Genomic DNA, 26734 nt, shown 5'->3' with positions numbered 1-26734 from the left:
CTGCAGACCCACGTGGGAGTCGCCCATCTCGCCCTCGATCTCCGCGCGCGGCACCAGGGCCGCCACCGAGTCGATCACGATCAGGTCCAGCGCGCCGGAGCGGATGAGCATGTCGGTGATCTCCAGCGCCTGCTCGCCGTTGTCGGGCTGGGACAGGATCAGGGAGTCCACGTCCACGCCCAGCCGCTTGGCGTACTCCGGGTCCAGGGCGTGCTCGGCGTCGACGAAGGCGACCGTGCCGCCCATCCGCTGGGCGTTGGCCACCGCGTGCAGGGTCAGGGTGGTCTTGCCGGAGGACTCCGGCCCGTAGACCTCCACCACCCGGCCGCGCGGCAGACCGCCCACGCCCAGGGCGACGTCCAGGGCGGTCGACCCGGTCGGGATCACCTCGACGGGCTCGTTCGGCCGCTCGCCCAGGCGCATCACGGCGCCCTTGCCGAACTGCCGTTCAATCTGTGCGAGCGCGGCGTCGAGCGCCTTCTCGCGGTCGTTTCCTGCCATGGGTGCCACCCGGTTCGCTTGAGTCGATCGCTTCACATCAAAAGACGCTAGCGCCTGCCACTGACAATCGGCCCGGACACCGTTCCCAGCAGCCCGGCTCCCCCATGAGAATGGCTGTTCGATTCTTGTGTCAAGTTGCCCCACCCTCCTGTGGAAAACCGGGAGAACCCGGGAAACCGGCAGCTCGGAAGCGCTCCGTACGGCCGGCCGCCGGGCCGCGCCCGGCCGCTTCGGGGCTCACCTCACTTCACCTCAGCTCGGCGGGCACGTCCACGGCCACGCAGACCGCGCGCCAGACCTCCTTCGCCCCCCACCCCGCCTCCAGGGCCTCGTGGACCGTCCGGCCGCCCAGCTCGGACATCACGTGATCGCGTGCGAAGGAGTCGGCGTACGCCTCACCGAAGTGGGCCGCCATCCGCTCCCAGAAGACCGTCAAACGCATGCCCCCAGTATCCGCCCACCCGGACGGAGGAGCCGGACGGCCGGGCGGGGAACCGCCCTACCCCAGGGCCCGCAGCCCCGCGGTGACCAGGACGGCGGCGGCCACCACCACCAGGAAGGGCGCGCGCAGCACCAGTGCGACCGCCGCCGCCGCGAGGCCTCCCGCGCGGGCGTCGACCACCAGCGCACCGCCTTCGCCGCCGAAGGTCTGCTGAGCGGTGAGCGCCGCCAGCAGCGCCACGGGCAGCAGGGCCGCCAGCCGCCGCACCAGCGGGCGCTCCAGCGCACCGGCCGGCACCGACAGCCCGAGCAGCTTGACGAGGTAGCAGCCGGCGGCCGTCGCCCCGATCGCGATCCACACGCCCTCCGGGCTCATCGGACCTCCCCTCCGTTCCGCCGTCCGGCCCGCCGCCCCCGCGCCAGCAGCACCAGGGGCGCGGCGAGCGCCGCCACCAGCACCGGGACCCCGGCCGGAAGGACCGGCAGGAGACCCAGCCCCAGCAGCACCGCGAGCCCGGCCGTGGCGCGCTCGGCCGCCGTGCGCAGCATGGGCGCCAGCAGCGCCAGGAAGACGGCCGGGCCCGCAGCGTCCAGCCCCCAGGCGGCGGTGTCGCCGAGCGCGGCGGCGCCCAGCGCGCCGAGCAGTGTGGTGAGGTTCCACAGCAGGTAGAGGCTGATGCCGGTGACGGCGAACCCGATCCGCGCCGCACGACGGTCGCGCTGGGCGAGGGCGACCAGGGACGTCTCGTCGATGACCAGGTGCGCGGCAGCCGGCCGCACCGCGCGCGGCAGCCGCAGCAGCGAGGACAGCCGCAGCCCGTAGAAGGCGTTGCGGGTGCCGAGGAAGAAGGCCCCGGCAGCGGCGGTGAGCGGGCTGCCGCCCGCGGCGAGCGCGCCGACCAGGGCGAACTGCGAGGCGCCGGTGAAGACCAGCAGGCTGAGCGCACAGGTCTGCGCGAGACTCAGCCCGGCTCCGGCGGAGGTGACCCCGAAGGCGAACCCGGACAGGCCCACGGCGACACCGACACCGAGGGCGTCGCGGGCCACGGCCCTGTCGTCACCGCGGTCGTCACCGCGGTCGCCGGCGGACGGCGGTGCGGTGCAGGCGTCCCCCTCGGCCGGGCGGACCGGGGCGGTCCGGAGGGCCTGGGCGGTCTGGGCGGTCTGGGCGGTCTGGGCGGTCTGGGGCGTCTGGTTCCTCTCGGGCACGGCGCGATGCTAGGCGCGGCCCTCCCGCCCGGTCTTGTACGTTCTTGCGCGTTCGCGCTGGTAGGCGCCGGGCGGCACGCCGACGATCCGGCGGAAGTGCCGTCCCAGGTGCGGCTGGTCGGTGAAGCCGACGGCGACGGCCGCCTCGGCCGGCGGCGCCCCCTCCTCCAGCAGCCGGCGTGCGCGGCGGACCCGGGCACTGGTCAACCAGGCGTGCGGCGGCATGCCGTACCGCTCGCGGAAGGCCCGCAGCAGCGAGAACGGGCTCGTCCCCAGTTCCGCGGCGAGCACCCCCAGAGTGGGCGGTTCCGTCATCCGCTCCAGGAGGATCTCGCGGGCGCGCGCCGCCTTGCAGGCGCCCGCGGTGCGGACCGTACGCGCGGGGAGCGCGGCGCCGTTCCGGCGCAGCAGCCGGGTGACGGTGATCCGCAGCAGGGTGTCGGCGGCCAGTGCGTTGCCCTGCTCGGCGGCCCGGTGCACCTCGGTGATCAGGCGCGCGGCCTCAGGATCGTGGACGACGGGCTCGGTGAACCCCGCGGTGCCCCGGATGGCAGTCGTCTCGGCGGCGATGGCCGCGACCGTGCGCGAGGAGGTGTAGAGCGTGGCGTACGCCCAGCCCTCCGGGACACCGGCGCGCGCGGTGTGCGCCACCTCCGGGTTGATCATGACGACGGCCCCGGCGCCGGCCCGCTCCACGCCCTGCGGCAGCCCGATCTCCTCGACACCGCCGGTGACGGCGGCGAGTACGTAGCCGTCATGGGCGTGCTGGGGGAAGGTGTGCCGTATGTACCGGGCGCGCAGCAGCTCCGTGTCCGGCAGCCGGTCGTACCGCCAGTGCCGCGCCCACTCCTCCGTGCCCATGTCCTCCATTGTGCGGGCCCCCCGCGAGGCCTCCGCCGTGGCTCCGGCCGCGGGGCCGCCGCGGGAGCCGGTGCCGGGAGGCCGGTACGGGGATGTCAGTGAGGGGGTGCACGATGGAGGCCATGGACCGGTCACCGGCTCTCGACGCGTTCTCCCCCGCGACCCGCTCCTGGTTCACGGGGGCGTTCCAGGCTCCCACCGCCGCCCAGGAGGGCGCCTGGCAAGCGATCGCCGAGGAGCGCGACGTCCTGGTCGTCGCGCCGACCGGCTCCGGCAAGACCCTGGCCGCCTTCCTCGCCTCCCTGGACCGGCTGGCCGCCACGCCGCCCCCGGCCGATCCGGCCCGCCGCTGCCGTGTGCTGTACGTCTCACCGCTGAAGGCCCTGGCGGTGGACGTCGAGCGCAATCTGCGCAGCCCGCTGACGGGCATCCGCCAGGAGTCGGTGCGGCTGGGGCTTCCCGAGCCCGATATCCGCGTCGGGGTCCGTTCCGGCGACACCCCGGCGGCCGAGCGCCGCGCGCTGGTCCGGCGCCCGCCGGACATCCTGATCACCACGCCCGAGTCGCTGTTCCTGATGCTCACCTCCGCCGCCCGCGAGGCCCTGCGCGGAGTGGAGACGGTGATCCTGGACGAGGTGCACGCCGTGGCCGGGACGAAGCGCGGCGCGCACCTGGCGCTCTCCCTGGAGCGCCTGGACGAGCTGCTGGACCGCCCGGCCCGCCGCATCGGGCTGTCGGCGACGGTGCGGCCGGTGGACGAGGTGGCGCGCTTCCTCTCGCCCCGGCGCGGCGCGCACATCGTGCAGCCGCCCTCGGGCAAGGAGTTCGACCTGTCGGTCGTGGTGCCCGTGCCTGACATGGGCGAGCTGGGCGGCTCGCCGGTGCGGGACGCGGGCGGGGAGGGGCCCGGCGGCCAGGGGGACCGGCCGTCCATCTGGCCGCCGGTGGAGGAGCGGATCGCCGACCTCGTCCAGGCCCACCGCTCCACCATCGTCTTCGCCAACTCCCGGCGCCTGGCCGAGCGGCTGTGCAACCGGCTCAACGAGATCGCCTACGAGCGGGCCACCGGCGAGCCCGTCCCCGAGGGGCACTCGCCCGCCGAGCTGATGGGGGGTTCGGGAGCCTCGGGGGGTGCTCCGCCGGTACTGGCCCGCGCCCACCACGGCTCGGTCTCCAAGGAGCAGCGGGCACAGGTCGAGGAGGATCTGAAGGCGGGACGCCTGCCCGCCGTGGTCGCCACCTCCAGTCTGGAGCTGGGCATCGACATGGGCGCGGTGGACCTGGTGATCCAGGTGGAGTCGCCGCCCTCGGTCGCCTCCGGGCTGCAGCGGGTGGGCCGCGCCGGGCACCAGGTGGGCGCGGTCTCGGCCGGGGTGGTCTTCCCCAAGTACCGGGGTGACCTGGTGCAGTCCGCGGTGGTCACCGAGCGGATGCGCGAGGGCGCCATCGAGGCCCTGCGCATCCCCTCCAACCCGCTGGACGTGCTGGCGCAGCAGATCGTCGCCATGGCCTCCATGGACACCTGGGACGTCGACGAACTGCTCGCGGTCGTACGGCGCGCCGCGCCCTTCGCATCGCTGCCGGAGTCGGCGTACACCGCCGTGCTGGACATGCTCGCCGGGCGCTACCCCTCCGACGCCTTCGCCGAGCTGCGTCCCCGCCTGGTGTGGGACCGCGTCGCCCACACCGTCGCCGGCCGTCCCGGGGCCCAGCGGCTGGCGGTCACCTCGGGCGGGACGATCCCCGACCGCGGTCTGTTCGGCGTCTTCCTCGCCGGTTCCGACCCGAAGAAGGGCGGCGGACGCGTCGGGGAACTGGACGAGGAGATGGTCTACGAGTCGCGGGTGGGCGACGTGTTCACCCTGGGCACGACCAGCTGGCGCATCGAGGACATCACCCGCGACCGCGTCCTGGTCACCCCCGCCCCCGGCGTCCCCGGGCGGCTGCCGTTCTGGAAGGGCGACCAGCTCGGCCGCCCGCTGGAGCTGGGCCGCGCGCTGGGGGCGTTCCTGCGCGAGATCGGCGGACTGGCCCCGGAGGCGGCCCGGGAGCGGCTGGCGGCGGCCGGGCTGGACGGGTGGGCCGTCGACAACGTCCTGGCCTATCTGGACGAGCAGCGGCAGGCCTGCGGACACGTCCCCGACGACCGGACGATCGTCGTGGAGCGCTTCCGCGACGAACTGGGCGACTGGCGGATCGTGGTCCACTCCCCCTTCGGCGCCCAGGTGCACGCGCCCTGGGCACTGGCGCTGGGAGCCCGGCTCGGCGAGCGGTTCGGCATGGACGCGCAGGTGATGCACGCCGACGACGGCATCGTGCTGCGGCTGCCCGACACCGATCTGATGGGCCTCGACCTCGGTGAGGACTTCGGCGCGGACTCCGGCACGGCTTCGGCCCCGGGCTCGGCGAGCGCCCCGGACCACGACCCGGACCAGCCCCCCGTCGGCGCCGCCGACGTCCTGTTCGACCGCGACGAGGTGGAGCGGACCGTCACCGACCAGGTCGGCGGCTCGGCCCTGTTCGCCTCCCGCTTCCGCGAGTGCGCCGCCCGCGCCCTGCTGCTGCCCCGCCGCGACCCCGGCCGGCGCACCCCTCTGTGGCAGCAACGCCAGCGTGCCGCCCAACTGCTCCAGGTGACCAGCGAGTTCGGATCGTTCCCGATCGTCCTGGAGGCGGTGCGCGAGTGCCTCCAGGACGTCTTCGACGTGCCCGGACTGGCCGAGCTGATGGGCGATGTCGAGTCGCGCCGGGTGCGCCTGGTGGAGGTCACCACGCCCGAGCCGTCCCCGTTCGCCCGCTCCCTGCTGTTCGGATACGTCGCCCAGTACCTGTACGAGGGCGACTCCCCGCTCGCCGAGCGCCGCGCCGCCGCGCTGTCGCTGGACTCCCGGCTGCTGGCCGAGCTGCTGGGCCGTGCCGAGCTGCGCGAGCTGCTCGATCCGGAGGTCCTGGCCGAGCTGGAGCGCGAGTTGCAGTGGCTGCCCGGCGACGGCTCCGGCGACGGGGCCGCCGGGGTTCCCCGGGTCAAGGACGCCGAGGGCGTCGCCGACGTACTGCGCCTGCTGGGCCCGCTCACCGGCGACGAACTGGCCGAGCGGGGCGCCGCGCCGCAGTGGGCGAGGGAGCTGGAGCACGCCCGTCGCGCCATCCGCGTCCGTATCGCGGGCCGCGAGCACTGGGCGGCCGTCGAGGACGCAGGGCGGCTGCGGGACGCACTGGGCGCGGCGCTGCCCGTCGGTGTGCCCGAGGCCTTCACCGAGCCCGTGGCCGATCCGCTGGGCGACCTGCTGGCCCGGTACGCCCGCACCCACGGCCCGTTCACCACCGCGCGGGCCGCCGAGCGCTTCGGTCTGGGCACGGCGGTCGCCGACGGCGCCCTGCACCGGCTGGCGGCGGCCGGCCGGGTGGTACAGGGCGAGTTCCACCCCTCGGGAATCGAGCAGGAGTGGTGCGACACGGGCGTGCTGCGGCGGCTGCGCCGCCGCTCCCTGGCCGCGCTGCGCCAGGAGCTGGAGCCGGTGCCGCCCGCCTCGCTCGCCGCGTTCCTGCCCCAGTGGCAGCATCTGGGGGCCGAGGCCGGCGGGCTGCGCGGCGTCGACGGGCTGCTGCGCGCCGTCGAACAGCTCCAGGGCGCCCCCGTGCCCGCCTCCGCCCTGGAGAAGCTGGTCCTGCCGTCCCGCGTCGCCGACTACCACCCGGCGATGCTGGACGAGCTGACCGCCGCCGGAGAGGTCCTCTGGGCGGGTGCGGGCGCGCTGCCGGGCAAGGACGGCTGGATCCGCCTCCACCTCGCCGACAGCGCCCCACTGCTGCTGCCCGACGCCCTCCCGCTGGAGCCCACCCCGCTCCACCGGGCTGTCCTGGAGGCGCTCTCGGGCGGGTACGGCCTGTTCTTCCGGCAGATCGCCGACCGGGTGCGCGCCACCGGGCACGAGGCGTCCGACGCCGAGCTGGCCGAGGCCGTGTGGGATCTGGCCTGGTCCGGGCGGCTCACGGGCGACACCCTCACCCCGCTGCGAGCCCTGCTCGGCTCCGGCCGCACCGCGGGGGCCACGGCGCACCGCGCCAGGCGGAGCACTCCCCGCGGCCGGTACGGCTCCCCCGTCCCCCTGTCCCCCGTCGCGCCGGCCGGTGCCTCCCGCCGTCCCACCGCCTCCCGGAACGGCCCTCCGACGGTCGCCGGCCGCTGGTCGCTGCTGCCCGACCGGGAGACCGATCCCACTCACCGGGCCCACGCCCTGGCCCGCACCCTGCTGGACCGGCACGGCGTGGTCACCCGGGGCGCGGTCGCCGCCGAGGGGGTCGAGGGCGGCTTCTCGGCCGCCTACCGCGTGCTGTCGGTCTTCGAGGAGAGCGGCCAGGCCCGGCGCGGCTACGTGGTGGAGGGGCTGGGCGCCGCCCAGTTCGCCGTGGACGGCGCGGTGGACCGGCTGCGCGCGATCAGCACGGCCCGCGAGAAGCCCGAGGGCGCCCGCCCGCGCGCCGCCGTACTCGCCGCCGCCGACCCCGCCAACGCCTACGGTGCCGCCCTGCCCTGGCCCGATCCGCCCTCCCCCGCCGCAGCCGCCGACGGCGGACCGGCCCCGGGCAGGGCGGCCGCGGCCCACAAGCCGGGCCGCAAGGCGGGTTCCCTGGTGGTGCTGGTCGACGGCGAGCTCGTCCTCTACCTCGAGCGCGGTGGCAGGACGCTGCTGGCCTGGCGGACCGAGGGGCCGTCGCTGAACGCCGCCGTCGAGGCGCTGGCCGGGGCCGCGCGCCGCGGAATGCTGGGCACTCTGACCGTGGAGCGTGTCAACGGCTCCCCGGCCCTGGGCTCCTCCGTCGGCGCCGCCCTGGAGGCCGCGGGCTTCCACGCGACCCCGCGCGGGCTGCGGCTGCGCGCATGACGGCGTGACGGTGCGGTGGCAGGGGACGCGAGACGCGTGGGGACCGAGGAGGCGCGAGACGCGTAGGGGCCGAGGCGGCGGGAAGCGGTCGAGGAGCGGACGCCGAAAGCGACGGACGGGAGAGAGGAGCGGCCGGGTGCCCGAGGGAGACACCGTCTGGCGCACCGCCCGGCAGCTGGACCGGGCGCTGTCGGGAGCGCCCCTCGCCCGCTGCGACCTGCGCGTGCCCAAGCTCGCCACCGTCGACCTCACCGGACGCGAGGTGCTGGAGACCGTCGCGCGCGGCAAGCACCTCCTCACCCGCTTCGAGGGCGGTCTGACGCTCCACTCCCACCTGCGGATGGACGGCGCCTGGCGCGTCTACGCACCCGGCCGCCGGTGGAGCGGCGGCCCCGGCCACCAGATCCGCGCCGTCCTCGCCACCGCCGCCCAATCGGCCGTGGGATACCGCCTCCCCGTCCTGGAGCTGCTGCGCACCGCCGACGAGGGCAGGGCCGTCGGCCATCTGGGCCCGGACCTCCTGGGCCCCGACTGGGACGAGGCGAAGGCCCTGAGCCGCCTGCTGTCGGATCCCGCCCGCCCCGTCGCCGAGGCCCTGCTGGACCAGCGCAATCTGGCCGGGATCGGCAACGTCTACGCGGCGGAGCTCTGCTTCCTGGGCAGGGTGACGCCCTGGCTGCCGGTCGGCGAGGTCCCCTCCCCCGGACGTCTGACGGCCCTGGCGAAGAAGCTGCTGGAGGTCAACAAGGCCCGCACGCTCCGCGTCACCACCGGCGACGTGCGCGCCGGCCGGAACCTGTGGGTGTACGGCCGTGCGGGGAAGCCGTGCCCGCGCTGCGGCACGGCCGTCCGCACCTGGGTGCCCGGGCCCTCCACCGCCCAGCGCGTGGCGTACTGGTGCCCCGGCTGCCAGACGGGACCCCCGCCGCCGCTCTGAACGAGGGATTGCCCGCCCGAACGGCGAACCGGCCCGGAGACGGCCGGATCACGGTCCGCCGCCGCACACGGCCGCGGACCCGCCCGGCGACGCCGCGGGCCCGGCCCGGACGCGGGATACGCGTCCGGGCCGGGCCCGTGGTGGTTCTCTCGCGGGGTGTGCCCGCACCGCACCGATCAGGCGGCGACTACGTCCACGGCCTCCGTCGGCGCCTTGATGGTCACCCGCTCTCCCGATCGCTCCGTGACGGACGTCACGGTGACCGGGTTGAGAACGGGACGGCGCATCGGCGCGGGGACCGTGTCGCTCGCCGCGGACTGCGCCAGCTCCGCGAGCGCCAGCTCGTCGCTGACCTCCCGCATCAGCTCGGACATCCGCACGTCCAACGCCTCGCAGATCGAGGCGAGCAGTTCGGAGGAAGCCTCCTTCTGCCCCCGCTCGACCTCGGAGAGGTAGCCGAGCGACACCCGGGCGGACGAGGAGACTTCGCGCAGGGTACGGCCCTGGCGCTGGCGCTGCCGACGCAGCACGTCACCCAGCAGGCGACGGAGCAGAATCATCGGTGGCTCCCTCCTAGGACCGCTGACCCGGATCCTTCTTGCCCCACCGTACCGCCTTGGGCCGCGGCCGTGCGGGGAGCGATGCTGTGTTCACTCAGGGCTGCAAACATCCATTCCCCCCACTGTGTTCCGTATCCTTTGCCGGCGCATTTTCCATGAGTTCGCTCAAGAGCAACTGGATGACGGCCCGTACGCTCCCGTCGCGGATCTCCGCCCGGTCGCCGTCCAGGCTCAGTCTCAGCGCCACGCGGCGGACGCCCCCGCCGGCCTCCTGCGACCCGGTCGGCGCGTCCACCGCACCGGAGTCGTCCGGTCCGGCGACCGCCACATAGACCCTGCCCACCGGCTTGCCGTCCTGCGGCTCGGGGCCGGCCACCCCGGTGGTCGCCACTCCCCAGTCCGTGCCCAGTACGCGTCTGACGCCGGCCGCCATCTGCCGGGCCACCTCGGCGTCGACCGCGCCCCGCTCCCGCAGCAGTTCCCCGTCCACCCCGAGGACCTCGTGCTTGACCTCGGTGGAGTAGGCGGTCACCGAGCCGCGTACGGTCGCCGAGGCGCCGGGAGCAGCGGTCAGCTCGGCCGCGACGAGCCCTCCGGTCAGCGACTCGGCCGCGGCGACGGTCTGGCCGCGGTCCGCCAGCAGCTTCAGCGCCTGCGCGGTGATCTGCCTGGTCTCGTCGGCGCCGCCGTCGGGGCCGAGCCCGGGCTCGGCCTCCCGCTCACCGCTCATCGGCGCGCTCCGCCGCCAGGCCCGCCCGCCGCAGGACCAGCGCCTGCCGCACGTAGTCCAGCCCGGTGCCGACCGTCAGCGCCACGGCCGCGGCCATCACCCACCAGCGCAGTGTGGCGAGCGGTCCGGTCAGGGCCAGGATGTACATGCCCACGGCGACGCCCTGGGTGAGGGTCTTCATCTTCCCGCCCCGGCTGGCCGGGATCACGCCGTGCCGGATCACCCAGAAGCGCATCAGGGTGATGCCGATCTCCCGCAAGAGGATCACACCCGTGACCCACCAGGGCAGGTCGGAGAGCGCCGACAGGCAGATCAGCGCCGCACCCATGATCGCCTTGTCCGCGATCGGATCGGCGATCTTGCCGAAGTCGGTGACCAGGTCGTACCGCCGCGCCAGTTCGCCGTCGAAGAGATCGGTGATCATCGCGATGGAGAAGGCCGCCCAGGCGAAGGCGCGCCAGACCGGGTCGTGCCCCCCGTCGGCGAGCATCAGGAACACGAAGGCCGGCACCAGGAGGAGCCTCACCATGGTGAGGATGTTCGCGATGTTCCACAGGCTCACCGTGCGGACCGCGGCGGTCTTCCGTTGCGCCATGGCTCCACCACCCGCTGCTGAGGCCGGGATGTCCGTCATGCGCCCGCCTCCTCACTACTCTCGGAGCACCCCCAGACGACGTCCGGGGGCGGTTCGGCAACGAGATCCACACCCTCGGTCGCCACCACCTTCGCTTCGACCATCTGTCCCACGGAGAGCTGCGAGGAGCCGGTGAGACCGGTGAGGAACGTCTGCCCGTCGGTCTCGGGGGCCTGGTGCGCCCCGCGCCCGACCGGGCCGTCCTCTCCGTCCACCGACTCGACCAGTACCCGTACGGTCTCGCCGACGCGCTCCTCCGCGCGCTGCGCGGTCAGCTCCTCGGCGAGCCGCGAGACGCGGTCCAGACGCTCGGCCACCGTCTCGGGGTCGGTCTTGTTCTCGTAGGTCGCCGCTTCGGTACCTTCCTCGTCCGAGTACCCGAAGACTCCGATCGCATCCAGCCTGGCCGCGACCAGAAAACGCTCCAGTTCCGCGAGGTCCGCCTCGCTCTCGCCGGGGAAGCCCACGATGAAGTTCGAGCGGACGCCCGCCTGCGGCGCCCTGGCGCGGATGGTGTCCAGCAGTTCGAGGAAGCGGTCGGTGTCGCCGAAGCGCCGCATGGCGCGCAGCACGCCCGGGGCGGAGTGCTGGAAGGAGAGGTCGAAGTAGGGGGCGACCTTCTCCGTGCCGGTCAGGACGTCGATCAGCCCGGGCCGCATCTCGGCGGGCTGCAGGTAACTCACCCGGATCCGCTCGATGCCGTCCACCGCGGCCAGTTCCGGCAGCAGCGTCTCCAGCAGGCGGATGTCGCCGAGGTCCTTGCCGTAGGAAGTGTTGTTCTCGGAGACCAGCATGACCTCCTTCACCCCCTGCTCCGCCAGCCAGCGGGTCTCGCCCAGCACGTCCGAGGGGCGCCGGGAGACGAAGGCCCCGCGGAAGGAGGGGATGGCGCAGAACGAGCACCGGCGGTCGCAGCCGGAGGCCAGCTTCACCGAGGCGACCGGGCTGCTGTCCAGCCGCCTGCGCAGCGGCGCCCGCGGGCCCGAGGCCGGGGCCACCCCGTCGGGCAGGTCGGCGGGGGACGGGCCGGGCGCGGCGGCGTCCCCGTGCCCGGGCAGCGCGACGGCGGCGCCCTGCCGCTCCGCCGGGCTGATGGGCAGGAGCTTGCGGCGGTCCCTCGGGACGTGGGGGACGTGGGCGCCGCCGGAGAGGATGGTGCGGAGGCGGTCCGAGATGTCGGTGTAGTCGTCGAAGCCGAGCACCCCGTCGGCCTCGGGCAGCGCCTCGGCCAGTTCCTTGCCGTAACGCTCGGCCATGCAGCCGACCGCGACCACGGCCTGGGTGCGGCCGTGGTCCTTGAGGTCGTTCGCCTCCAGCAGGGCGTCTACGGAGTCCTTCTTGGCGGCCTCGACGAAGCCGCAGGTGTTGACGACGGCGACGTCCGCGTCGGCGGCTTCCTCGACGAGCTCCCAGCCGTCCGCCGCCAGACGGCCTGCGAGCTCCTCCGAGTCCACCTCGTTGCGGGCGCATCCAAGGGTGACGAGGGCGACGGTGCGGCGTTCGGGCATGGGCTTAAGCCTACTTCGTTCCACCCGGCCCACCCGCCGCCAGGGTTGTCACCCCTGCTCCGGGTCCCCCTTGGTGTAGCTGACGCGCTGCACCTGGCCGACCTCGCCGACCTTGTCGACCTCCTTGCCGTTGACGAAGAGGGTGACCGCACCGGCGTTGCCGAGCACCAGGTCGATCCGCTTGTCGTCGGTGAAGGTCCTGGAGTCGCCGTCCTGGAGGACGCCCTCCTCCAGCAGCCGCCCGTTGTGGGCCTCGGCCGAGAACCAGCTCTTGCCGTCCTCGGCGACCAGCTTGACCGTGACCTTGTCGGCGGGCGCGGCGGCGATGGCGCTCTCGGAGACGGACGGGACCGGGTCGGGCTCGGCGGGCTTGGCGGGATCGGGCTCGCCGGCGGGATCCGGCGACGGGCCGTCCTGGGCCACCGGGGTGCGCGCCTGCTCGTCACCGCCGCTGAAGAGGGTGAAGCCGACGAAGCCCACCACGGCCACGATCGCGGCGACCATGGCGGCGGTCCAGTTCGGGCGGCTCGGCTCGGGACGGATGCGTTCGGCCTCGAAGAGGGCGGCCGCGGGGGTGGGCGCCGGACGGCCGCCGTGCTCGGCGTCGTACTGCGCCACCAGCTCGTCCGGATCCAGGCCGACGGCCTTGGCGAGGGTGCGGACATGGCCGCGGGCGTAGACGTCGCCTCCGCATCGGGAGAAGTCGTCCTGTTCGATGGCGTGCACGATCGGGACGCGCACACGGGTGGTCGCACTGACCTCGTCCACCGTCAGTTGCGCGTCGATACGGGCCTTCTGGATCGCCTGACCGACCGAAGGCCGGTCTTCTGGGGGAGAGTTGCCGATGGACACGGGGGCGCCTTTCGAGCGTGAGCCACCTGCTGGGTGTTCAGTCTAGAGGGGGTGCGGAAGGGTGGGGCAAGCGGGCGGAGGGAGTCTGTCCGCCATAGGGATGGCCGTGCCACCCATCGGTGAACACCGACCGCGTGCTCCCTCACGTTGACGTTTTGCCAGGGAAAAGGGTTGCCTAGCTCATTCCTACGAGTGAGTTTCCCCGCGAATCATCGCGAGTACGTCCTCCAGCTCGTCGGGCTTGACCAGAACGTCCCGCGCCTTGGAGCCCTCGCTGGGGCCGACCACTCCGCGCGACTCCATCAGGTCCATCAGCCTGCCTGCCTTGGCGAACCCCACGCGCAGCTTGCGCTGGAGCATCGAGGTGGACCCGAACTGCGTGTTGACCACCAGCTCGGCCGCCTGGCACAGCAGGTCCAGGTCGTCGCCGATCTCCTCGTCGATCTCCTTCTTCCTGCCCTGCCCGACCGTGACGTCGTCGCGGAAGACCGGGGCCATCTGCTTCTTGCAGTGCGCCACGACGGCCGCGACCTCCTCCTCCGTCACGAAGGCGCCCTGCATACGGGTGGGCTTGCCGGCCCCCATCGGCAGGAACAGCCCGTCGCCCTTGCCGATCAGCTTCTCGGCGCCCGCCTGGTCGAGGATGACCCGGCTGTCGGCGAGCGAGGAGGTGGCGAAGGCCAGGCGCGACGGCACGTTCGCCTTGATCAGGCCGGTGACGACGTCGACGGAGGGGCGCTGGGTGGCCAGCACCAGATGGATGCCCGCCGCCCGCGCGAGCTGGGTGATCCGCACGATCGCGTCCTCCACGTCGCGCGGCGCCACCATCATCAGGTCGGCCAGCTCGTCCACGATGACCAGCAGGTACGGGTAGGGGGCGAGGTCGCGCTCGCTGCCCTCGGCGGCCTTCACCTTCCCCGCGCGCACCGCGGCGTTGAAGTCGTCGATGTGGCGGAAGCCGTAGGCGGCCAGGTCGTCGTAGCGCAGGTCCATCTCGCGCACGACCCACTGCAGCGCCTCGGCGGCCTTCTTGGGGTTGGTGATGATCGGGGTGATCAGGTGCGGGATGCCCTCGTACGCGGTCAGCTCCACCCGCTTGGGGTCCACCAGCACCATCCGGACGTCCTCCGGGGTGGACCGGATCATCACCGAGGTGATCAGGCAGTTGATGCAGGAGGACTTTCCGGAGCCGGTCGCGCCGGCCACCAGGATGTGCGGCATCTTCGCCAGGTTGGCCGTGACGTAGCCGCCCTCGACGTCCTTGCCGAGCCCGACCAGCAGCGGATGGTCGTCGCCGGCGGCCTCCGCCAGGCGGAGCACGTCGCCGAGGTTGACCATCTCGCGGTCGGTGTTGGGGATCTCGATGCCGACCGCCGACTTGCCGGGGATCGGGCTGATGATCCGCACGTCCGGGCTGGCGACGGCGTAGGCGATGTTCTTGGCCAGTGCGGTGATCTTCTCGACCTTCACCGCCGGGCCGAGCTCCACCTCGTAGCGCGTGACCGTCGGGCCGCGGGTGAAGCCGGTGACGACGGCGTCCACCTTGAACTCGGAGAAGACGGTCGTCAGCGACTCCACGACCGCGTCGTTGGCGGCGCTGCGGGTACGGCCCGGCCCGCCGCGCTCCAGCAGGTCCAGCGAGGGCAGCGCATAGGTGACGTCCCCGGCGAGCCGGAGCTGCTCGGCACGCGGCGGCAGGGGGTCGGCGGGCGGCTCGGCCGGCGCCCTGGTCAGGTCCGGTACGGAAGCGGTCCGTTCCTTCCGCTCCGGGCTCTCCCGCTCCGCGCTCCCCCGTTCCCCGCTGTGCCGCTCGCCCCCGCCGTCCCGCTCGGCGCGGACCGAGCTGGTGAGGTCGGCGACCAGCGGCGAGGGCTGTACGCCGTGCAGGACGGCGCCCTCCAGCTGGGCCGCCGCGGCGGCGGCCACGTCCACCGCGCCCGGGGAGCCGTCCGGGGTACGCGGGGCCCGGGGGGTGCGGCGGGAGCGGCGCCGGCCGTCCAGCGCGTCCTTCTCCGCCTGGAACGCGTCGTCGCCGTCCTTGCGCAGCCTCGCCCGCCGCGGCCGGGGCTCCTCCTCGCCGTACGCGTCGCGGTCGGCGTACCCTTGCGGCCCGCCTCGGGAATCGGTGTCCTGTGCCACCAGCCCGAGCCGCACGCCCAGTTGGCGCAGCCGCTGGGGGACGGCGTTGACGGGGGTGGCGGTGACGACGAGCAGCCCGAAGACGGTCACCAGCAGCAGCAGCGGTACGGCCAGGGCCGCGCTGACGGTGAGGACCAGCGGCTGGGAGACCGCCCAGCCGATCATGCCGCCCGCGTCCCGTACCGCCTCGTGGCCCTCACCGCGCCCCGGCGAACCGCAGGCGATGTGCACCAGCCCCAGCACGCCGACAGCCAGCGCGGACAGCCCGATGACGATGCGTCCGTTGGCCTCGGGCTTCTCCGGATGCCGCATCAGCCGCACCGCGACGGCACCCAGCAGCACCGGCGCCACCAGGTCCATACGGCCGAAGGCTCCGGTCACCAGCATCTCGACCAGATCGCCCACCGGCCCCTGCAGGTTGGACCAGGTGCCGGCCGCGACCACCAGGGCGATGCCCAGCAGCAGCAGCGCCACCCCGTCCTTGCGGTGCGCAGGGTCCAGGCCCCTGGCCCCGCGGCCCACGCCGCGCAGCAGCGCCCCGACGGCGTGCGCGACCCCGAGCCAGACGGCCCTGACCAGCCGGAAAACGGCATTGGTGGGAGACGGCGCGGGTCTGGGCGGGACCTTCGCCGCCGACTTCTTCGCCGCCCTGCCCGGCGCCGGTTTCCTGGGCGCGGCAGACCTCGGTGCCGGGGCCTTCCTGGCGGGAGCCTTCTTGGCGGGCGCCTTCTTGGCGGCCTTGCCGGACGTACGTGAGGCCATGGTGCCGAGATTACCCGCGAGAGCCCCTCAAGACACGGACGCCCGTGCGGTCGGCGGGACGGGGGCGCGCCCGGCGCGCGGCACACGGGACCCGGCCGGGACTCGGCGGGGTGACTCCCCGTCGGGCCGCTCGCACACCTGGCGGCGGGTCAGTTCTGCGACGGGAGCGAGGCCGGCCGTCCGTCGTTGCCCGGCTCCAGTGCGTCCAGCGCCCGCCGCAGACCGGTGAGCTTGCGCTCCAGATGCGCGGCCGTGGCGACGGCCGCGGCGTCCGAGGACTCGTCCAGGTGCTTGGACAGCGCCTCGGCCTGCTCCTCCACCGCCGCCAGCCGCGCGGAGAGTTCGGCCAGGAGGCCCGAGGGCTCCGTCCCCTTGTCGCCGTCCTCGCCGGAGCGCCGGCCCTCGAGCTGGAGCCGCAGCAGGGCGGCCTGCTCACGCAGCTGAACGTTCTTCATGTACAGGTCGACGAAGACCGACACCTTCGCCCGCAGCACCCACGGGTCGAACGGCTTGGAGATGTAGTCCACCGCACCGGCCGCGTAGCCGCGGAAGGTGTGGTGCGGACCGTGGTTGATGGCCGTGAGGAAGATGATCGGGATGTCCCGGGTTCGCTCCCGTCGCTTGATGTGGGCGGCGGTCTCGAAACCGTCCATGCCCGGCATCTGCACGTCCAGCAGGATGACCGCGAAGTCGTCCGTGAGCAGCGCCTTGAGCGCCTCCTCCCCTGACGATGCCCGCACCAGCGTCTGGTCCAGCGCGGAGAGGATGGCCTCCAGCGCCAGCAGATTCTCCGGTCGGTCATCGACCAGGAGGATCTTGGCCTTCTGCACCATGGCCCGTCCTCCTCGCCCTGGCAGCGCTCTGGACGCCGCCACCGGCAACGACTCCTTTGCGCCGCCCGTTCTTGTGCCGGTCATGGTAGCCCCACCTCGCGGCCCACCACACCCTGTCACCGAGATGTCACTGTGCACGTACCTGAAACGCTGTGAGAGACCCGAAGGTTCCCCGATTGCTGCATTTCCACACCTAATGCGTCGCACTTCATCGGCACGCCGCCGACCACGGAACCATCGCACATCACTCCCCGCGCATCCACCGCGCCATGACGGACAGCAGATGATCGGTGTCCACCGGCTTGGTGACGTAGTCGGACGCCCCGGCCTCGATGCTCTTCTCCCGGTCGCCCTTCATCGCCTTCGCCGTCAGCGCGATGATCGGCAGCCCGGCGAACTGCGGCATCCGCCGGATCGCCGCGGTCGTGGCGTACCCGTCCATCTCCGGCATCATGATGTCCATCAGGACGACCGCCACGTCGTCGTGCTGCTCCAGCACCTCGATGCCCTCGCGCCCGTTCTCGGCGTAGAGCACCTGCAGGCCGTTCTGCTCCAGCACGCTGGTGAGCGCGAAGACGTTGCGGATGTCGTCGTCGACGATGAGCACCTTCTCGCCGCCGAAGGCGCCCCGCGGACGCTCCTCCGCCCTCCGGGAGGTGTCCTGCCACACCTCCCCGCCGCTCTCCGGCTCCTGCGGCGCGGGCCGCTTCCGCGGCATGGGGGGGATCTGCCGGCGGCGGGAGGCCAGGGCCGCCGCGGCGCGCTCGGCGGCGGGCACGTCCAGGGTGCCGCCCGCCTCCCGGGCCGGCTCCTCCTCGGCGCCGGAAGCCCCGGACGCGGCGGAGGGAGCGGGGACCCCGGACCCGCCGCCCGGCTCGCCCTCGGCAGCGGGCGCGGCCTCCGGGGAGCCCTCCCCCGGCTGCGGGTAGCCCTGGGGCGGCAGGTCGCCGGCGGTCAGGGGCAGGTAGAGGGTGAAGGTCGAGCCGCGGCCCGGCTCGCTGACCGCGTGGATCTCGCCGCCGAGCAGCCGCGCGATCTCGCGGCTGATGGACAGCCCCAGGCCGGTGCCGCCGTACTTGCGGCTGGTCGTGCCGTCCGCCTGCTTGAAGGCCTCGAAGATCACACGCATCTTGCTCTGCGCGATCCCGATTCCGGTGTCGGTCACCGAGAAGGCGATCAGGTCGGAGTCGGGGTCGCGCAGCGAACCGTGCTCCAGCATCTGCTCGCGGATCGACTCCGGCACGTCCGACCCGGCCGAGCGGATCACCAGCTCCACCGCACCGCTGTCGGTGAACTTCACCGCGTTCGACAGCAGGTTGCGCAGCACCTGCAGCAGGCGCTGCTCGTCGGTGTGGAGGGTGGGGGGCAGCTCCGGCGAGACCCGCACGGAGAAGTCGAGCCCCTTCTCCGCGGTGAGCGGCCGGAAGGTCGCCTCCACGTAGTCCACGAGCTGCACCAGCGCGATACGGGTGGGGCTGACGTCCATCTTGCCGGCCTCGACCTTGGACAGGTCCAGGATGTCGTTGATCAGCTGGAGCAGGTCGGAACCGGCTCCGTGGATCGTCTCGGCGAACTCCACCTGCTTGGGCGAGAGGTTCCCCTCGGCGTTGTCGGCCAGCAGCTTGGCGAGGATCAGCAGCGAGTTGAGCGGGGTGCGCAGCTCGTGCGACATGTTCGCCAGGAACTCGGACTTGTAGCGCATCGAGACCGCCAACTGCTCGGCGCGCTCCTCCAGGACCTGCCGGGCGTCCTCGATCTCGGAGTTCTTGATCTCGATGTCGCGGTTGGTCTTGGCCAGCAGCTCCGCCTTCTCCTCCAGCTCCTCGTTCGAGGCCTGCAGGGCCCGCTGGCGGCTCTCCAGCTCCACCGACCGCTCCTGGAGCTGCTCGGCCAGCTCCTGCGACTGCCGCAGGAGCACCTCGGTCTTGGTGTTGACGCTGATGGTGTTGACGCTCGTGGCGATCATCTCGGCGATCTGGCTCAGGAAGTCCTTCTGGATCTGGGTGAAGGGCTGGAAGGTGGCCAGTTCGATGACGCCGAGCACCCTGCCCTCGAAGAGCAGCGGCAGCACGATCACCTGGGCGGGCGGCGCCTCGCCGAGCCCGGAGGCGATCTTCAGATAGCCGGGCGGTGCGTGCTCGACGAGGATCGTGCGCTTCTCCTCGGCCGCGATGCCCACCAGGGACTCACCGGGCAGGAAGGTGGTGGGCATGGTGCCCGGGGAGTAGCCGTAGGTGCCGATCATCCGCAGCTCGTACGAGCCGTCCTCGCTCGCCCCCACCCCGAGCTCCGGGCCGCCGCCGGTCGGGGCGGCCACGAAGAACGCGCCGTGCTGGGCGGAGACCACCGGGGTCAGCTCGCTCATGATCAGCCGTGCCACGTCCTCCAGGTCGCGGCGGCCCTGCATCAGACCGGAGATACGGGCGAGGTTGCCCTTGAGCCAGTCCTGCTCCTGGTTGGCGAGCGTGGTCTCGCGCAGCGTGGCGATCATGGTGTTGACGTTGTCCTGGAGCGCCAGGATCTCGCCGGCGGCGTCCACGTCGATCTTCACGTTGTGGTCGCCGCGGGTGACCGCCGCGGCGACCGCCGCGATGGCGCGCACCTGGCGGGTCAGATTGCCCGCCATCTCGTTCACCGACTCGGTGAGGTCCTTCCAGGTGCCGGAGACGCCGTCGACCCGTGCCTGGCCGCCCAGCTGCCCCTCGGTGCCCACCTCACGGGCCACCCGGGTGACCTGCTCGGCGAACGAGGACAGCTGGTCCACCATCGTGTTGATGGTGGTCTTCAGCTCCAGGATCTCGCCGCGCGCGTCGATGTCGATCTTCTTGGTGAGATCGCCCTTGGCGATCGCGGTGGTGACCATCGCGATGTTGCGGACCTGGCCGGTGAGGTTGGAGGCCATGGAGTTCACGGACTCCGTCAGGTCCTTCCAGGTGCCCGACACCCCGGGCACCCGCGCCTGGCCGCCCAGGCTTCCCTCGGTGCCCACCTCGCGCGCCACCCGCGTCACCTCGTCGGCGAACGACGACAGGGTCGTCACCATGGTGTTGACGGTGTCGGCGAGCTGGGCGACCTCGCCGCTGGCCTCCACGGTGACCTTCTTGGTCAGATCGCCGTTGGCGACCGCGGTGGCGACCTGGGAGATGTTACGCACCTGCCCCGTCAGATTGGACGCCATCAGGTTGACGTTCTCGCTCAGGTCCTTCCAGATGCCGGTGACGCCCGGCACGTGGGCCTGGCCGCCGAGGATGCCCTCGGTGCCCACCTCACGCGCCACCCGCGTGACCTGCTCGGCGAACGACGACAGCTGGTCCACCATCGTGTTCACGGTCGTCACCAGGGCGAGGATCTCCCCCTTGGCGTCGACGGTGATCTTCTTGGACAGGTCGCCCCGGGCGACCGCGGTGGTGACCTCGGCGATGTTACGCACCTGCGAGGTGAGGTTGTTCGCCATGCCGTTGACGGACTGGGTGAGGTCCTTCCAGGTCCCCGAGACGCCCTCCACCTCGGCCTGGCCGCCGAGGATGCCCTCGGTACCCACCTCGCGCGCCACCCGGGTGACCTGCTCGGCGAACGAGGAGAGCTGGTCCACCATCGTGTTGAGGGTGTTCTTCAGCTCCAGGATCTCCCCGCGCGCGTCCACGTCGATCTTCTGTGACAGATCGCCCCGCGCCACCGCCGTCGCGACCTGGGCGATGTTGCGGACCTGGGCCGTGAGGTTGCCCGCCATGCCGTTGACCGAGTCGGTCAGGTCGCGCCACACCCCGGCCACGCCGGGCACCTGCGCCTGGCCGCCCAGACGCCCCTCGGTGCCCACCTCGCGGGCGACCCGGGTCACCTGGTCGGCGAAGGCGGAGAGCTGGTCCACCATCGTGTTGATGGTGTTCTTCAGCTCCAGGATCTCCCCGCGCGCGTCGACCTCGATCTTCTGCGACAGATCGCCCCGCGCCACCGCCGTCGTCACCTGGGCGATGTTGCGGACCTGGGAGGTGAGGTTGCCCGCCATGAAGTTGACGGAGTCGGTGAGGTCCTTCCAGGTGCCCGAGACTCCGTCCACCCGCGCCTGGCCGCCCAGGCGCCCCTCGGTGCCCACGTCCCGGGCCATCCGGGTCACCTGCTCGGCGAACGAGGACAGCTGGTCGACCATGGTGTTGACGGTGTTCTTCAGTTGGAGCATCTCGCCGGAGACGTCCACCGTGACCTTCTGCGACAGATCGCCGTTGGCGACCGCCGTCGTCACCTGCGCGATGTCCCGCACCTGGGCCGTGAGGTTGCGGAACGCGGTGTTCACCGAGTCGGTGAGGTCCTTCCACGTGCCCGCCGCACCCGGCACCTGCGCCTGACCGCCGAGGATGCCCTCGGTGCCGACCTCGCTGGCCGCGCGCGTCACCTCGTCGGCGAACGTCCGCAGCGTCTCGGTCATCGTGTTGATGGTGTCGGCGAGCTGGGCCACCTCGCCGCGCGCGTTCACCGTCACCTTCTGCGACAGGTCGCCGTTGGCGACCGCGGTGGTCACCCGTGCGATCTCACGGACCTGGGAGGTGAGGTTGCCCGCCATCGTGTTGACGGAGTCGGTCAGGTCCTTCCACACACCGCCGGCCCCCGGCACCCTGGCCTGGCCGCCGAGCTGGCCCTCGGTGCCCACCTCGCGCGCCACCCGCGTCACCTCGGACTGGAAGGCGGAGAGCTGGTCCACCATCGTGTTGACGGTGTTCTTCAGCTCCAGCATCTCGCCGGCCACGTGCACGGTGACCTTGCGGGACAGATCGCCCTTGGCGACCGCGGTGGTCACCAGCGCGATGTCGCGGACCTGGGCGGTCAGCCGGGACGCCATCGTGTTGACGGAGTCGGTCAGGTCCTTCCAGGAGCCGGACATGCCGCGCACCCGCGCCTGGCCGCCCAGCTTCCCCTCCGTGCCCACCTCGCTGGCTACGCGCGTCACCTCGTCGGTGAACGTCGAGAGCTGGTCGACCAGCCCGTTGACGGTGCGCCCCACCTTCAGGAACTCGCCGCGCAGCGGATGCGTCGCCCCGCCCGGTCCCTGGACCCGCAGGTCCATACGCTGCTCCAGGTCGCCCTCGGCCACCGCCGACAGCACCCGGCCGACCTCGGAGACGGGCCGCACCAGATCGTCCACCAGCGCGTTCGACGCGTCGATGGCCGCGGCCCAGGCGCCCTCGCAGGCGCCGGTCTCCAGTCGCTCGGTCAGCTTGCCGTCCTTGCCGACCACCCTGCGCACCCGTGCCAGCTCGCTGGTCAGGTGGAGGTTGCGGTCGGCGACCTCGTTGAAGACCGCAGCGATCTCGGCCATCGGGCCGTCGCCGGCGACGGTGAGGCGCTTGCGGAAGTTCCCGTCCCGCATCGCCTCCAGGGCGGTCAGCAGCCGGTTGACCGCGGCCACCTCAACCTCGATCACCCCGTTTGCCCGAGACCGTCCGTTTTTCGTGCGCGTGCTGGCGCCTCGCGGCGCTCCGCCAGACTGCACCGTGTCCCTCCCGCTGGGTCGAACGTTCCGCCCGGGCATTCACTTCGAGCCTTCCCAGTGTTTCACCATGGTGGAACCAGGCGATAACAGTTCGGCAGCATCGCACACCACCGACTGAACGCCTCAAGGGGGAAACACCCGCATCCGGGGCCCGCCGGTACTGCGAACGTAAGTAACCTGGCATCCGGCTGTCCATCCGCTCCGGCCCGCCGGGCGCGAAGGACACGTGGGCACGACGGGTATTCGAAGGGGCGCTGCGGTGGACGAGGCGAGTGCCGGGCAGCGGCTGGCCGCGGCGGTGGGCGCCCAGCGGGGCCCCCTGCCACCCGCGCGTACGGACGGCGACGACAGATCCATGGGGAGAACAGTGATCACGGCGCGAGCAGCGGCCACCTTCGAGCCGGTCGGACGCTCGGTCGCGAGTGCCCGCGCCTTCGTGCGCGACACCCTCCAGGGCTGGGGCCTGGCCGACATCGTCGACGACGCCGTCGTCCTCACCAGCGAACTGGTCACCAACGCCGTCGTCCACGCCGGCACCGCCGCCGACGTCCTGTGCCTGCGCGACGGCGACGGAAGCGTACGCGTGGAGGTCGCCGACCACTACCCCGACCGCGGGCTGCCCGTCCAGGACCTGGGCCACCACTTCGGCGACCCCGACCGCGAGGGCGGCCGCGGCCTGCTGCTGTGCGCCTCGCTCGCCGACCGCTGGGGTGTGGAGTACACCGCCGTCGACAAGCGCGTCTGGTTCCGCCTGGAGCTCCCCGAGCGCCCGGTCGGCACCCGCAGCGCCGGTCCCGCGCTCCCCGACAGCGCCCTGCCCACGACCGACACCCGGGTGCGCGTCGCCGTTCTGCAGGTCGACCGCGCCGGCACCGTCTCCGCCTGGAACGACGACGCCCGCGAGCTGTTCGGCTACACCGCCGAGCAGGTCACCGGCAAGCCGCTGACCGATCTCGCCGCCTGGCCCCACACCCCCGGCATCGGCACCGGCATCGCCGAGGCCCTGGCCCTCTCCCGCTGGGAGGGCTCGTACGGCGTCCGCGGCTCGGACGGCCGCACCGTCCCCGTCTACGCCTCCCACCTGCGCGTACGCGACGCCGACGGCGAGCCGTCCACCGTGTGCCTGCTGGTGCGCGACCACGAGCGCGCGGTGCTGCAGTCCCCCGCGCGCGGCGCGGCGTCCGACTCCGCGGGCGCCCCGGAGAGCCGCGACCGGGTCGGCGCCGACCCCTTCGAGGTCTTCATCGGCTCCCCTCCCCCGGACGACCTCGACGGCCTCCTCCAGCGCACCGTCGAGCGCGCCCGCGACATGCTCGACGGCGACGCCGCCTTCCTCCTGCTGGCCACCGACGACGAGACCGAACTGGAGGTCCGTGCCACCACCGGCCTGCCCTCCGCCCGCCAGCGCTTCGCCCGCGTTCCCGTCGAGGCGGGCAGCGGCCGCTACGGCTCGGCCCGGATGCCCTCGGTCCACGAGGACCTCTCCGCGGTCCCCGGCGCGGTCCCCCTCCTGGAGGGGACGGGCATGCGCTCGGTCGTCACCGTCCCGCTGAAGGTCGAGGGGCGGCTGACCGGCTCCCTGGGCGTCTCGGCCGAGGCTCCGGGCCGCTACACCAACGAGGAGGCCCTGCGGCTGCAGTTCGCCGCGGACCGGATCGCGCTCGCGGTGGAGTCCGCGCGCCTGACCGAACTGGAGCGGCTGCGCCGCGGCTCGCTGTCCTTCCTCGTCGAGGCGTCCGATCTGCTCGCCGGCACCCTCGACCGCGACCAGACCCTCGCCCTGATGGCCCAGATGACGGTCCCCACCCTCGCCACCTGGTGCGCCGTCTACACCATCGCCGACCAGTCCTCCGAGCCCGAGCTCTCCTACGTCCTGCACGAGGACGAGGAACGCATCGACGGCCTCAAGGCCCTGCTGTCCAAGGTCCCCCCGCCCGACCCGGTGCCCACCCCCGGCGCACGGGTGTGGACCATCCCGGGCGACGCGGCGCACTCCGCCGCGCTGCGCACCTCCCTGCGCAGCCTGGGCCTGGACCAGAGCGGCCTCTCCCTCGACCGTCTCCCCGCCTCCATCTCCTCGAACACCGCCGGCACCACCCTCGCCACCGCCGCCACGGTCGGCGGGGAGACGGTGGTGCTGCCGCTGGTGGCCCGCAACCGCGTCATCGGCATGCTCACCCTGGGCAAGCCGACCGAGGAGCGCTTCCGCCAGGAGATCCTGGAGCTGGCCGAGGACCTCTCCCGCCGGGCCGCCCTCGCCCTGGACAACGCCCGGCTGTACAGCGAGCGCACGGCCATCAGCCAGTCCCTCCAGCGGAGTCTGCTGCCGCCCGAGCTCCCCGACGTCCCCGGCGTCGAGGTCGAGGTCATCTACCGCGCCGCGGGCGAGGGCAACGAGGTCGGCGGCGACTTCTACGACCTCTTCCCCATCCGCGACGGCGCGTACGGCTTCGCCATCGGCGACGTCTGCGGCACCGGCCCCGAGGCCGCGGCCGTCACCGGGCTGGCCCGCCACGCGCTGCGCCTGCTGGCCCGTGAGGGCTTCGGAGGGCCGGCCGTCCTGGAGCGGCTCAACGCCGCGATCCTCGACGAGGGCGCCCGCAGCCGGTTCCTGACCCTGCTCTACGGCGAGCTGTGGCCCCAGCCTGAGGGTGGCGCCGTCCTCCGGGTCGTCTGCGCGGGCCACCCGCTTCCGCTGCGCCTGCGCCAGGACGGCACCGTCGAGCCGGCCGCCGAGCCGCAGCCGCTGCTGGGTGTGATGGACGACCTGGAGCTGTACGAGGAGACCGTCATCCTCGATCCGGGCGACGTCCTGCTGTGCGTCACCGACGGCGTGACCGAGCGCCGCGAGGGGGACCGCATGCTCGGCGACGACGGCCTCGCCGACGTCCTCACGACGTGCACGGGCCTGACGGCGGGCGCGGTGGCCGCACGCATCATGCGCGCGGTGGAGCGTTTCGCCGCCGACGCGCCTTCCGACGACATGGCGATCCTCGCCATGCGCGTCCCCGAGTGACGGCGGGACACCTGTGGACCCGTACCGAAACGACGAGGCCCCCGCCTTGCGGCGGGGGCCTCGTTCCTTTCCGGAGCCCCAATACGGAATCGAACCGTAGACCTTCTCCTTACCATGGAGACGCTCTGCCGACTGAGCTATTGGGGCGAGCCAGCGGGATAGATCATACCTGAATCCCGGGGCGTCGTTGACCACCCGGCCCTCCCGGTCGCCGCCGGGAGTCCTCCCGCTTCTCAGCAGGCCGGTTCCATCAGCAGACCGCCCAGTGCGTTGCAGGCAGAGACGATCCGCTGCAGCTCGCGGCGGGTCATCGACGCCTCCAGGGGCAGCGCCAGACACTCCGCCGCCGCCCGCTCGGTCTCGGGCAGCCGGACGTCCGTCCGGAACTGCGGCAGACGGTGCACGGGGGTCCTCACCGGCACGTGGCACCGTACTCCGCGAGCCCGCAGAGCGTGCTTGAAGGCGTCCCTGTCGGGCCGCCCGTTCCCCGGCACCCGCACCACGTACTGCTCGTACGTGTGGCGCACTCCGGCCGCGACGCGCGGGACGACCACACCGGTCAGCCTGGCGCTCAGGAACTCGGCGTGCTGCCTGCGCCGAACGGCCTCCACCGAGGAGACGACGGCCGGCCCCCCGGACTCGACCACCTTCATCCCGTGGCGCTGCGCCAGCGCGTGCAGACAGACCATGTCGGCGGGGTGACCGAAGAGGTGCACGGGGACCACCGCGGCGGTCCGCTCGTTCACCACCGCGGCGACGGAAACGGGGTCGATGCAGAAGCTCCCGGGATCGATGTCGGCGAAGACGGGGAGTGCGCCGACCCCTCGTACCGCCGCCGCCACCTCGCTGTCGCAGTACGCGGGCACGACCACCTCGTCCCCGATACCTATGCCCTGCTTCTCGAGCCCGGCTCGCAGCGTGTCGCTCAGCGTCGTCGTCCCCATGCCGGAGATGCTGGCGGCGCCACGTGAACTCCCGGTTACACAACGAAAAAAGGCCGTGGCCCCCGGAATTAACTCCAGGGGCCACGGCCCAATAATCGTTCGGCGGCGTCCTACTCTCCCACACGGTCCCCCATGCAGTACCATCGGCGCTGAAAGGCTTAGCTTCCGGGTTCGGAATGTAACCGGGCGTTTCCCTTACGCTGTGACCACCGAAACACCATGACACACACGCAACCGCCGGCACGACGGGTCGTGGTCTCAGAACCCACACAGTGGACGCGAACATCTACGGACAAGCCCTCGGCCTATTAGTACCAGTCAACTCCACCGGTCACCCGGCTTCCATCTCTGGCCTATCAACCCGGTCGTCTCCCGGGAGCCTTACCCCCTTCAAGGGGTGGGAGTCCTCATCTCGAAGCAGGCTTCCCGCTTAGAT

At 72.8% G+C, this 26734-nt stretch carries 17 protein-coding genes, 1 tRNA gene and 2 rRNA genes; 3 read left to right on the top strand and 17 right to left on the bottom strand.

The features are described from left to right. From BMY40_RS26915 to BMY40_RS26895, 5 genes are all read right to left on the bottom strand, one after another. A partial coding sequence (locus BMY40_RS26915) for an ATPase domain-containing protein (RefSeq protein WP_281250804.1) occupies nucleotides 1–501 on the bottom strand: 501 nt, incomplete at its 3' end. A 247-nt stretch (nucleotides 502–748) separates the two neighbouring features. Then, nucleotides 749–943, bottom strand: coding sequence for a DUF3046 domain-containing protein (locus BMY40_RS26910; protein ID WP_093663386.1), 195 nt, complete (start codon nucleotides 941–943; stop codon nucleotides 749–751). A 57-nt stretch (nucleotides 944–1000) separates the two neighbouring features. Beyond that, a complete protein-coding gene (locus tag BMY40_RS26905; protein WP_093663385.1) occupies nucleotides 1001–1318 on the bottom strand; it encodes an AzlD domain-containing protein in 318 nt (105 codons plus the stop codon). Next, the gene (locus BMY40_RS26900; RefSeq protein WP_093663387.1) at nucleotides 1315–1989 is read right to left on the bottom strand and encodes an AzlC family ABC transporter permease; all 675 of its coding nucleotides are present in this window, start codon (nucleotides 1987–1989) and stop codon (nucleotides 1315–1317) included. Before BMY40_RS26900 ends, BMY40_RS26905 begins: the two co-directional genes overlap by 4 nt. Nucleotides 1990–2160: 171 nt before the next feature. Next, nucleotides 2161–3012 (bottom strand): AraC family transcriptional regulator, encoded by an 852-nt coding sequence (locus BMY40_RS26895; protein ID WP_245770352.1) that lies wholly within the window; start codon nucleotides 3010–3012, stop codon nucleotides 2161–2163. 113 nt (nucleotides 3013–3125) lie between these two features. On the opposite strand from BMY40_RS26895, the gene BMY40_RS26890 reads away from it, so the two are divergent. Both BMY40_RS26890 and BMY40_RS26885 read left to right on the top strand, forming a co-directional pair. Next, the gene (locus BMY40_RS26890; RefSeq protein ID WP_093663383.1) at nucleotides 3126–7898 is read left to right on the top strand and encodes an Lhr family ATP-dependent helicase; all 4773 of its coding nucleotides are present in this window, start codon (nucleotides 3126–3128) and stop codon (nucleotides 7896–7898) included. Nucleotides 7899–8034: 136 nt separating this feature from the next. Next, on the top strand, nucleotides 8035–8835 hold the full coding sequence (locus BMY40_RS26885) for an Fpg/Nei family DNA glycosylase (RefSeq protein ID WP_093663382.1): 801 nt from the start codon (nucleotides 8035–8037) through the stop codon (nucleotides 8833–8835). A 176-nt stretch (nucleotides 8836–9011) separates the two neighbouring features. On the opposite strand, the gene BMY40_RS26880 is transcribed toward BMY40_RS26885, so the two are convergent. From BMY40_RS26880 to BMY40_RS26845, 8 genes are all read right to left on the bottom strand, one after another. Next, nucleotides 9012–9395, bottom strand: a complete 384-nt coding sequence (locus BMY40_RS26880; RefSeq protein WP_093663381.1) for a helix-turn-helix domain-containing protein — start codon at nucleotides 9393–9395, stop codon at nucleotides 9012–9014. A 94-nt stretch (nucleotides 9396–9489) separates the two neighbouring features. Then, the gene (locus tag BMY40_RS26875) at nucleotides 9490–10125 is read right to left on the bottom strand and encodes a CinA family protein (RefSeq protein WP_093663380.1); all 636 of its coding nucleotides are present in this window, start codon (nucleotides 10123–10125) and stop codon (nucleotides 9490–9492) included. Further along, the gene (gene pgsA / locus BMY40_RS26870; RefSeq protein ID WP_093663379.1) at nucleotides 10115–10759 is read right to left on the bottom strand and encodes a CDP-diacylglycerol--glycerol-3-phosphate 3-phosphatidyltransferase; all 645 of its coding nucleotides are present in this window, start codon (nucleotides 10757–10759) and stop codon (nucleotides 10115–10117) included. The genes BMY40_RS26875 and pgsA overlap by 11 nt, the downstream gene beginning before the upstream one ends. Continuing rightward, nucleotides 10756–12267, bottom strand: coding sequence for a 30S ribosomal protein S12 methylthiotransferase RimO (gene rimO / locus BMY40_RS26865; protein ID WP_093663378.1), 1512 nt, complete (start codon nucleotides 12265–12267; stop codon nucleotides 10756–10758). Before rimO ends, pgsA begins: the two co-directional genes overlap by 4 nt. 48 nt (nucleotides 12268–12315) lie before the next feature. Further along, the gene (locus BMY40_RS26860; protein ID WP_093663377.1) at nucleotides 12316–13119 is read right to left on the bottom strand and encodes a helix-turn-helix domain-containing protein; all 804 of its coding nucleotides are present in this window, start codon (nucleotides 13117–13119) and stop codon (nucleotides 12316–12318) included. Nucleotides 13120–13305: 186 nt separating this feature from the next. Continuing rightward, nucleotides 13306–16020: a DNA translocase FtsK gene (locus tag BMY40_RS26855; RefSeq protein ID WP_093663376.1), complete on the bottom strand. Its 2715-nt coding sequence runs from the start codon at nucleotides 16018–16020 to the stop codon at nucleotides 13306–13308. Between the two features lie 149 nt (nucleotides 16021–16169). Beyond that, nucleotides 16170–16853: a response regulator gene (locus BMY40_RS26850; RefSeq protein ID WP_093663375.1), complete on the bottom strand. Its 684-nt coding sequence runs from the start codon at nucleotides 16851–16853 to the stop codon at nucleotides 16170–16172. Between the two features lie 244 nt (nucleotides 16854–17097). Next, nucleotides 17098–22338 carry a HAMP domain-containing protein gene (locus BMY40_RS26845; RefSeq protein ID WP_093663374.1) on the bottom strand — a complete coding sequence of 1747 codons (5241 nt, stop codon included), beginning with the start codon at nucleotides 22336–22338 and terminating at the stop codon, nucleotides 17098–17100. 367 nt (nucleotides 22339–22705) lie between these two features. On the opposite strand from BMY40_RS26845, the gene BMY40_RS26840 reads away from it, so the two are divergent. Beyond that, nucleotides 22706–25354 carry a SpoIIE family protein phosphatase gene (locus tag BMY40_RS26840; protein WP_093663373.1) on the top strand — a complete coding sequence of 883 codons (2649 nt, stop codon included), beginning with the start codon at nucleotides 22706–22708 and terminating at the stop codon, nucleotides 25352–25354. Between the two features lie 74 nt (nucleotides 25355–25428). Here the strand turns inward: BMY40_RS26840 and BMY40_RS26835 are convergent. The 4 genes from BMY40_RS26835 to BMY40_RS26820 form a co-directional block, all read right to left on the bottom strand. Continuing rightward, nucleotides 25429–25501 (bottom strand) — tRNA-Thr (locus tag BMY40_RS26835). 86 nt (nucleotides 25502–25587) lie between these two features. Continuing rightward, the gene (locus BMY40_RS26830) at nucleotides 25588–26298 is read right to left on the bottom strand and encodes a DegT/DnrJ/EryC1/StrS family aminotransferase (protein ID WP_093663372.1); all 711 of its coding nucleotides are present in this window, start codon (nucleotides 26296–26298) and stop codon (nucleotides 25588–25590) included. A 97-nt stretch (nucleotides 26299–26395) separates the two neighbouring features. Continuing rightward, a 5S ribosomal RNA gene (gene rrf / locus BMY40_RS26825) occupies nucleotides 26396–26512 on the bottom strand. 74 nt (nucleotides 26513–26586) lie between these two features. After that, nucleotides 26587–26734: ribosomal RNA gene (locus BMY40_RS26820) — 23S ribosomal RNA — on the bottom strand; the annotation flags it as partial.

The sequence above is a fragment of the Streptomyces radiopugnans genome (assembly GCF_900110735.1).
In the GTDB taxonomy this organism is placed as follows: domain Bacteria; phylum Actinomycetota; class Actinomycetes; order Streptomycetales; family Streptomycetaceae; genus Streptomyces; species Streptomyces radiopugnans.
This window is presented reverse-complemented; position numbering and strand designations above follow the sequence as displayed.

Bases quoted from the DNA above. Each gene is read 5' to 3' on its own strand.
- BMY40_RS26880 (WP_093663381.1), bottom strand. From the start codon at position 9,395: ATGATTCTGCTCCGTCGCCTGCTGGGTGACGTGCTGCGTCGGCAGCGC.
- BMY40_RS26855 (WP_093663376.1), bottom strand. From the start codon at position 16,020: ATGGCCTCACGTACGTCCGGCAAGGCCGCCAAGAAGGCGCCCGCCAAG.
- BMY40_RS26905 (WP_093663385.1), bottom strand. From the start codon at position 1,318: ATGAGCCCGGAGGGCGTGTGGATCGCGATCGGGGCGACGGCCGCCGGC.
- BMY40_RS26895 (WP_245770352.1), bottom strand. From the start codon at position 3,012: ATGGGCACGGAGGAGTGGGCGCGGCACTGGCGGTACGACCGGCTGCCG.
- BMY40_RS26830 (WP_093663372.1), bottom strand. From the start codon at position 26,298: ATGGGGACGACGACGCTGAGCGACACGCTGCGAGCCGGGCTCGAGAAG.
- BMY40_RS26850 (WP_093663375.1), bottom strand. From the start codon at position 16,853: ATGGTGCAGAAGGCCAAGATCCTCCTGGTCGATGACCGACCGGAGAAT.
- BMY40_RS26875 (WP_093663380.1), bottom strand. From the start codon at position 10,125: ATGAGCGGTGAGCGGGAGGCCGAGCCCGGGCTCGGCCCCGACGGCGGC.
- BMY40_RS26890 (WP_093663383.1), top strand. From the start codon at position 3,126: ATGGAGGCCATGGACCGGTCACCGGCTCTCGACGCGTTCTCCCCCGCG.
- pgsA (WP_093663379.1), bottom strand. From the start codon at position 10,759: ATGACGGACATCCCGGCCTCAGCAGCGGGTGGTGGAGCCATGGCGCAA.
- rimO (WP_093663378.1), bottom strand. From the start codon at position 12,267: ATGCCCGAACGCCGCACCGTCGCCCTCGTCACCCTTGGATGCGCCCGC.
- BMY40_RS26910 (WP_093663386.1), bottom strand. From the start codon at position 943: ATGCGTTTGACGGTCTTCTGGGAGCGGATGGCGGCCCACTTCGGTGAG.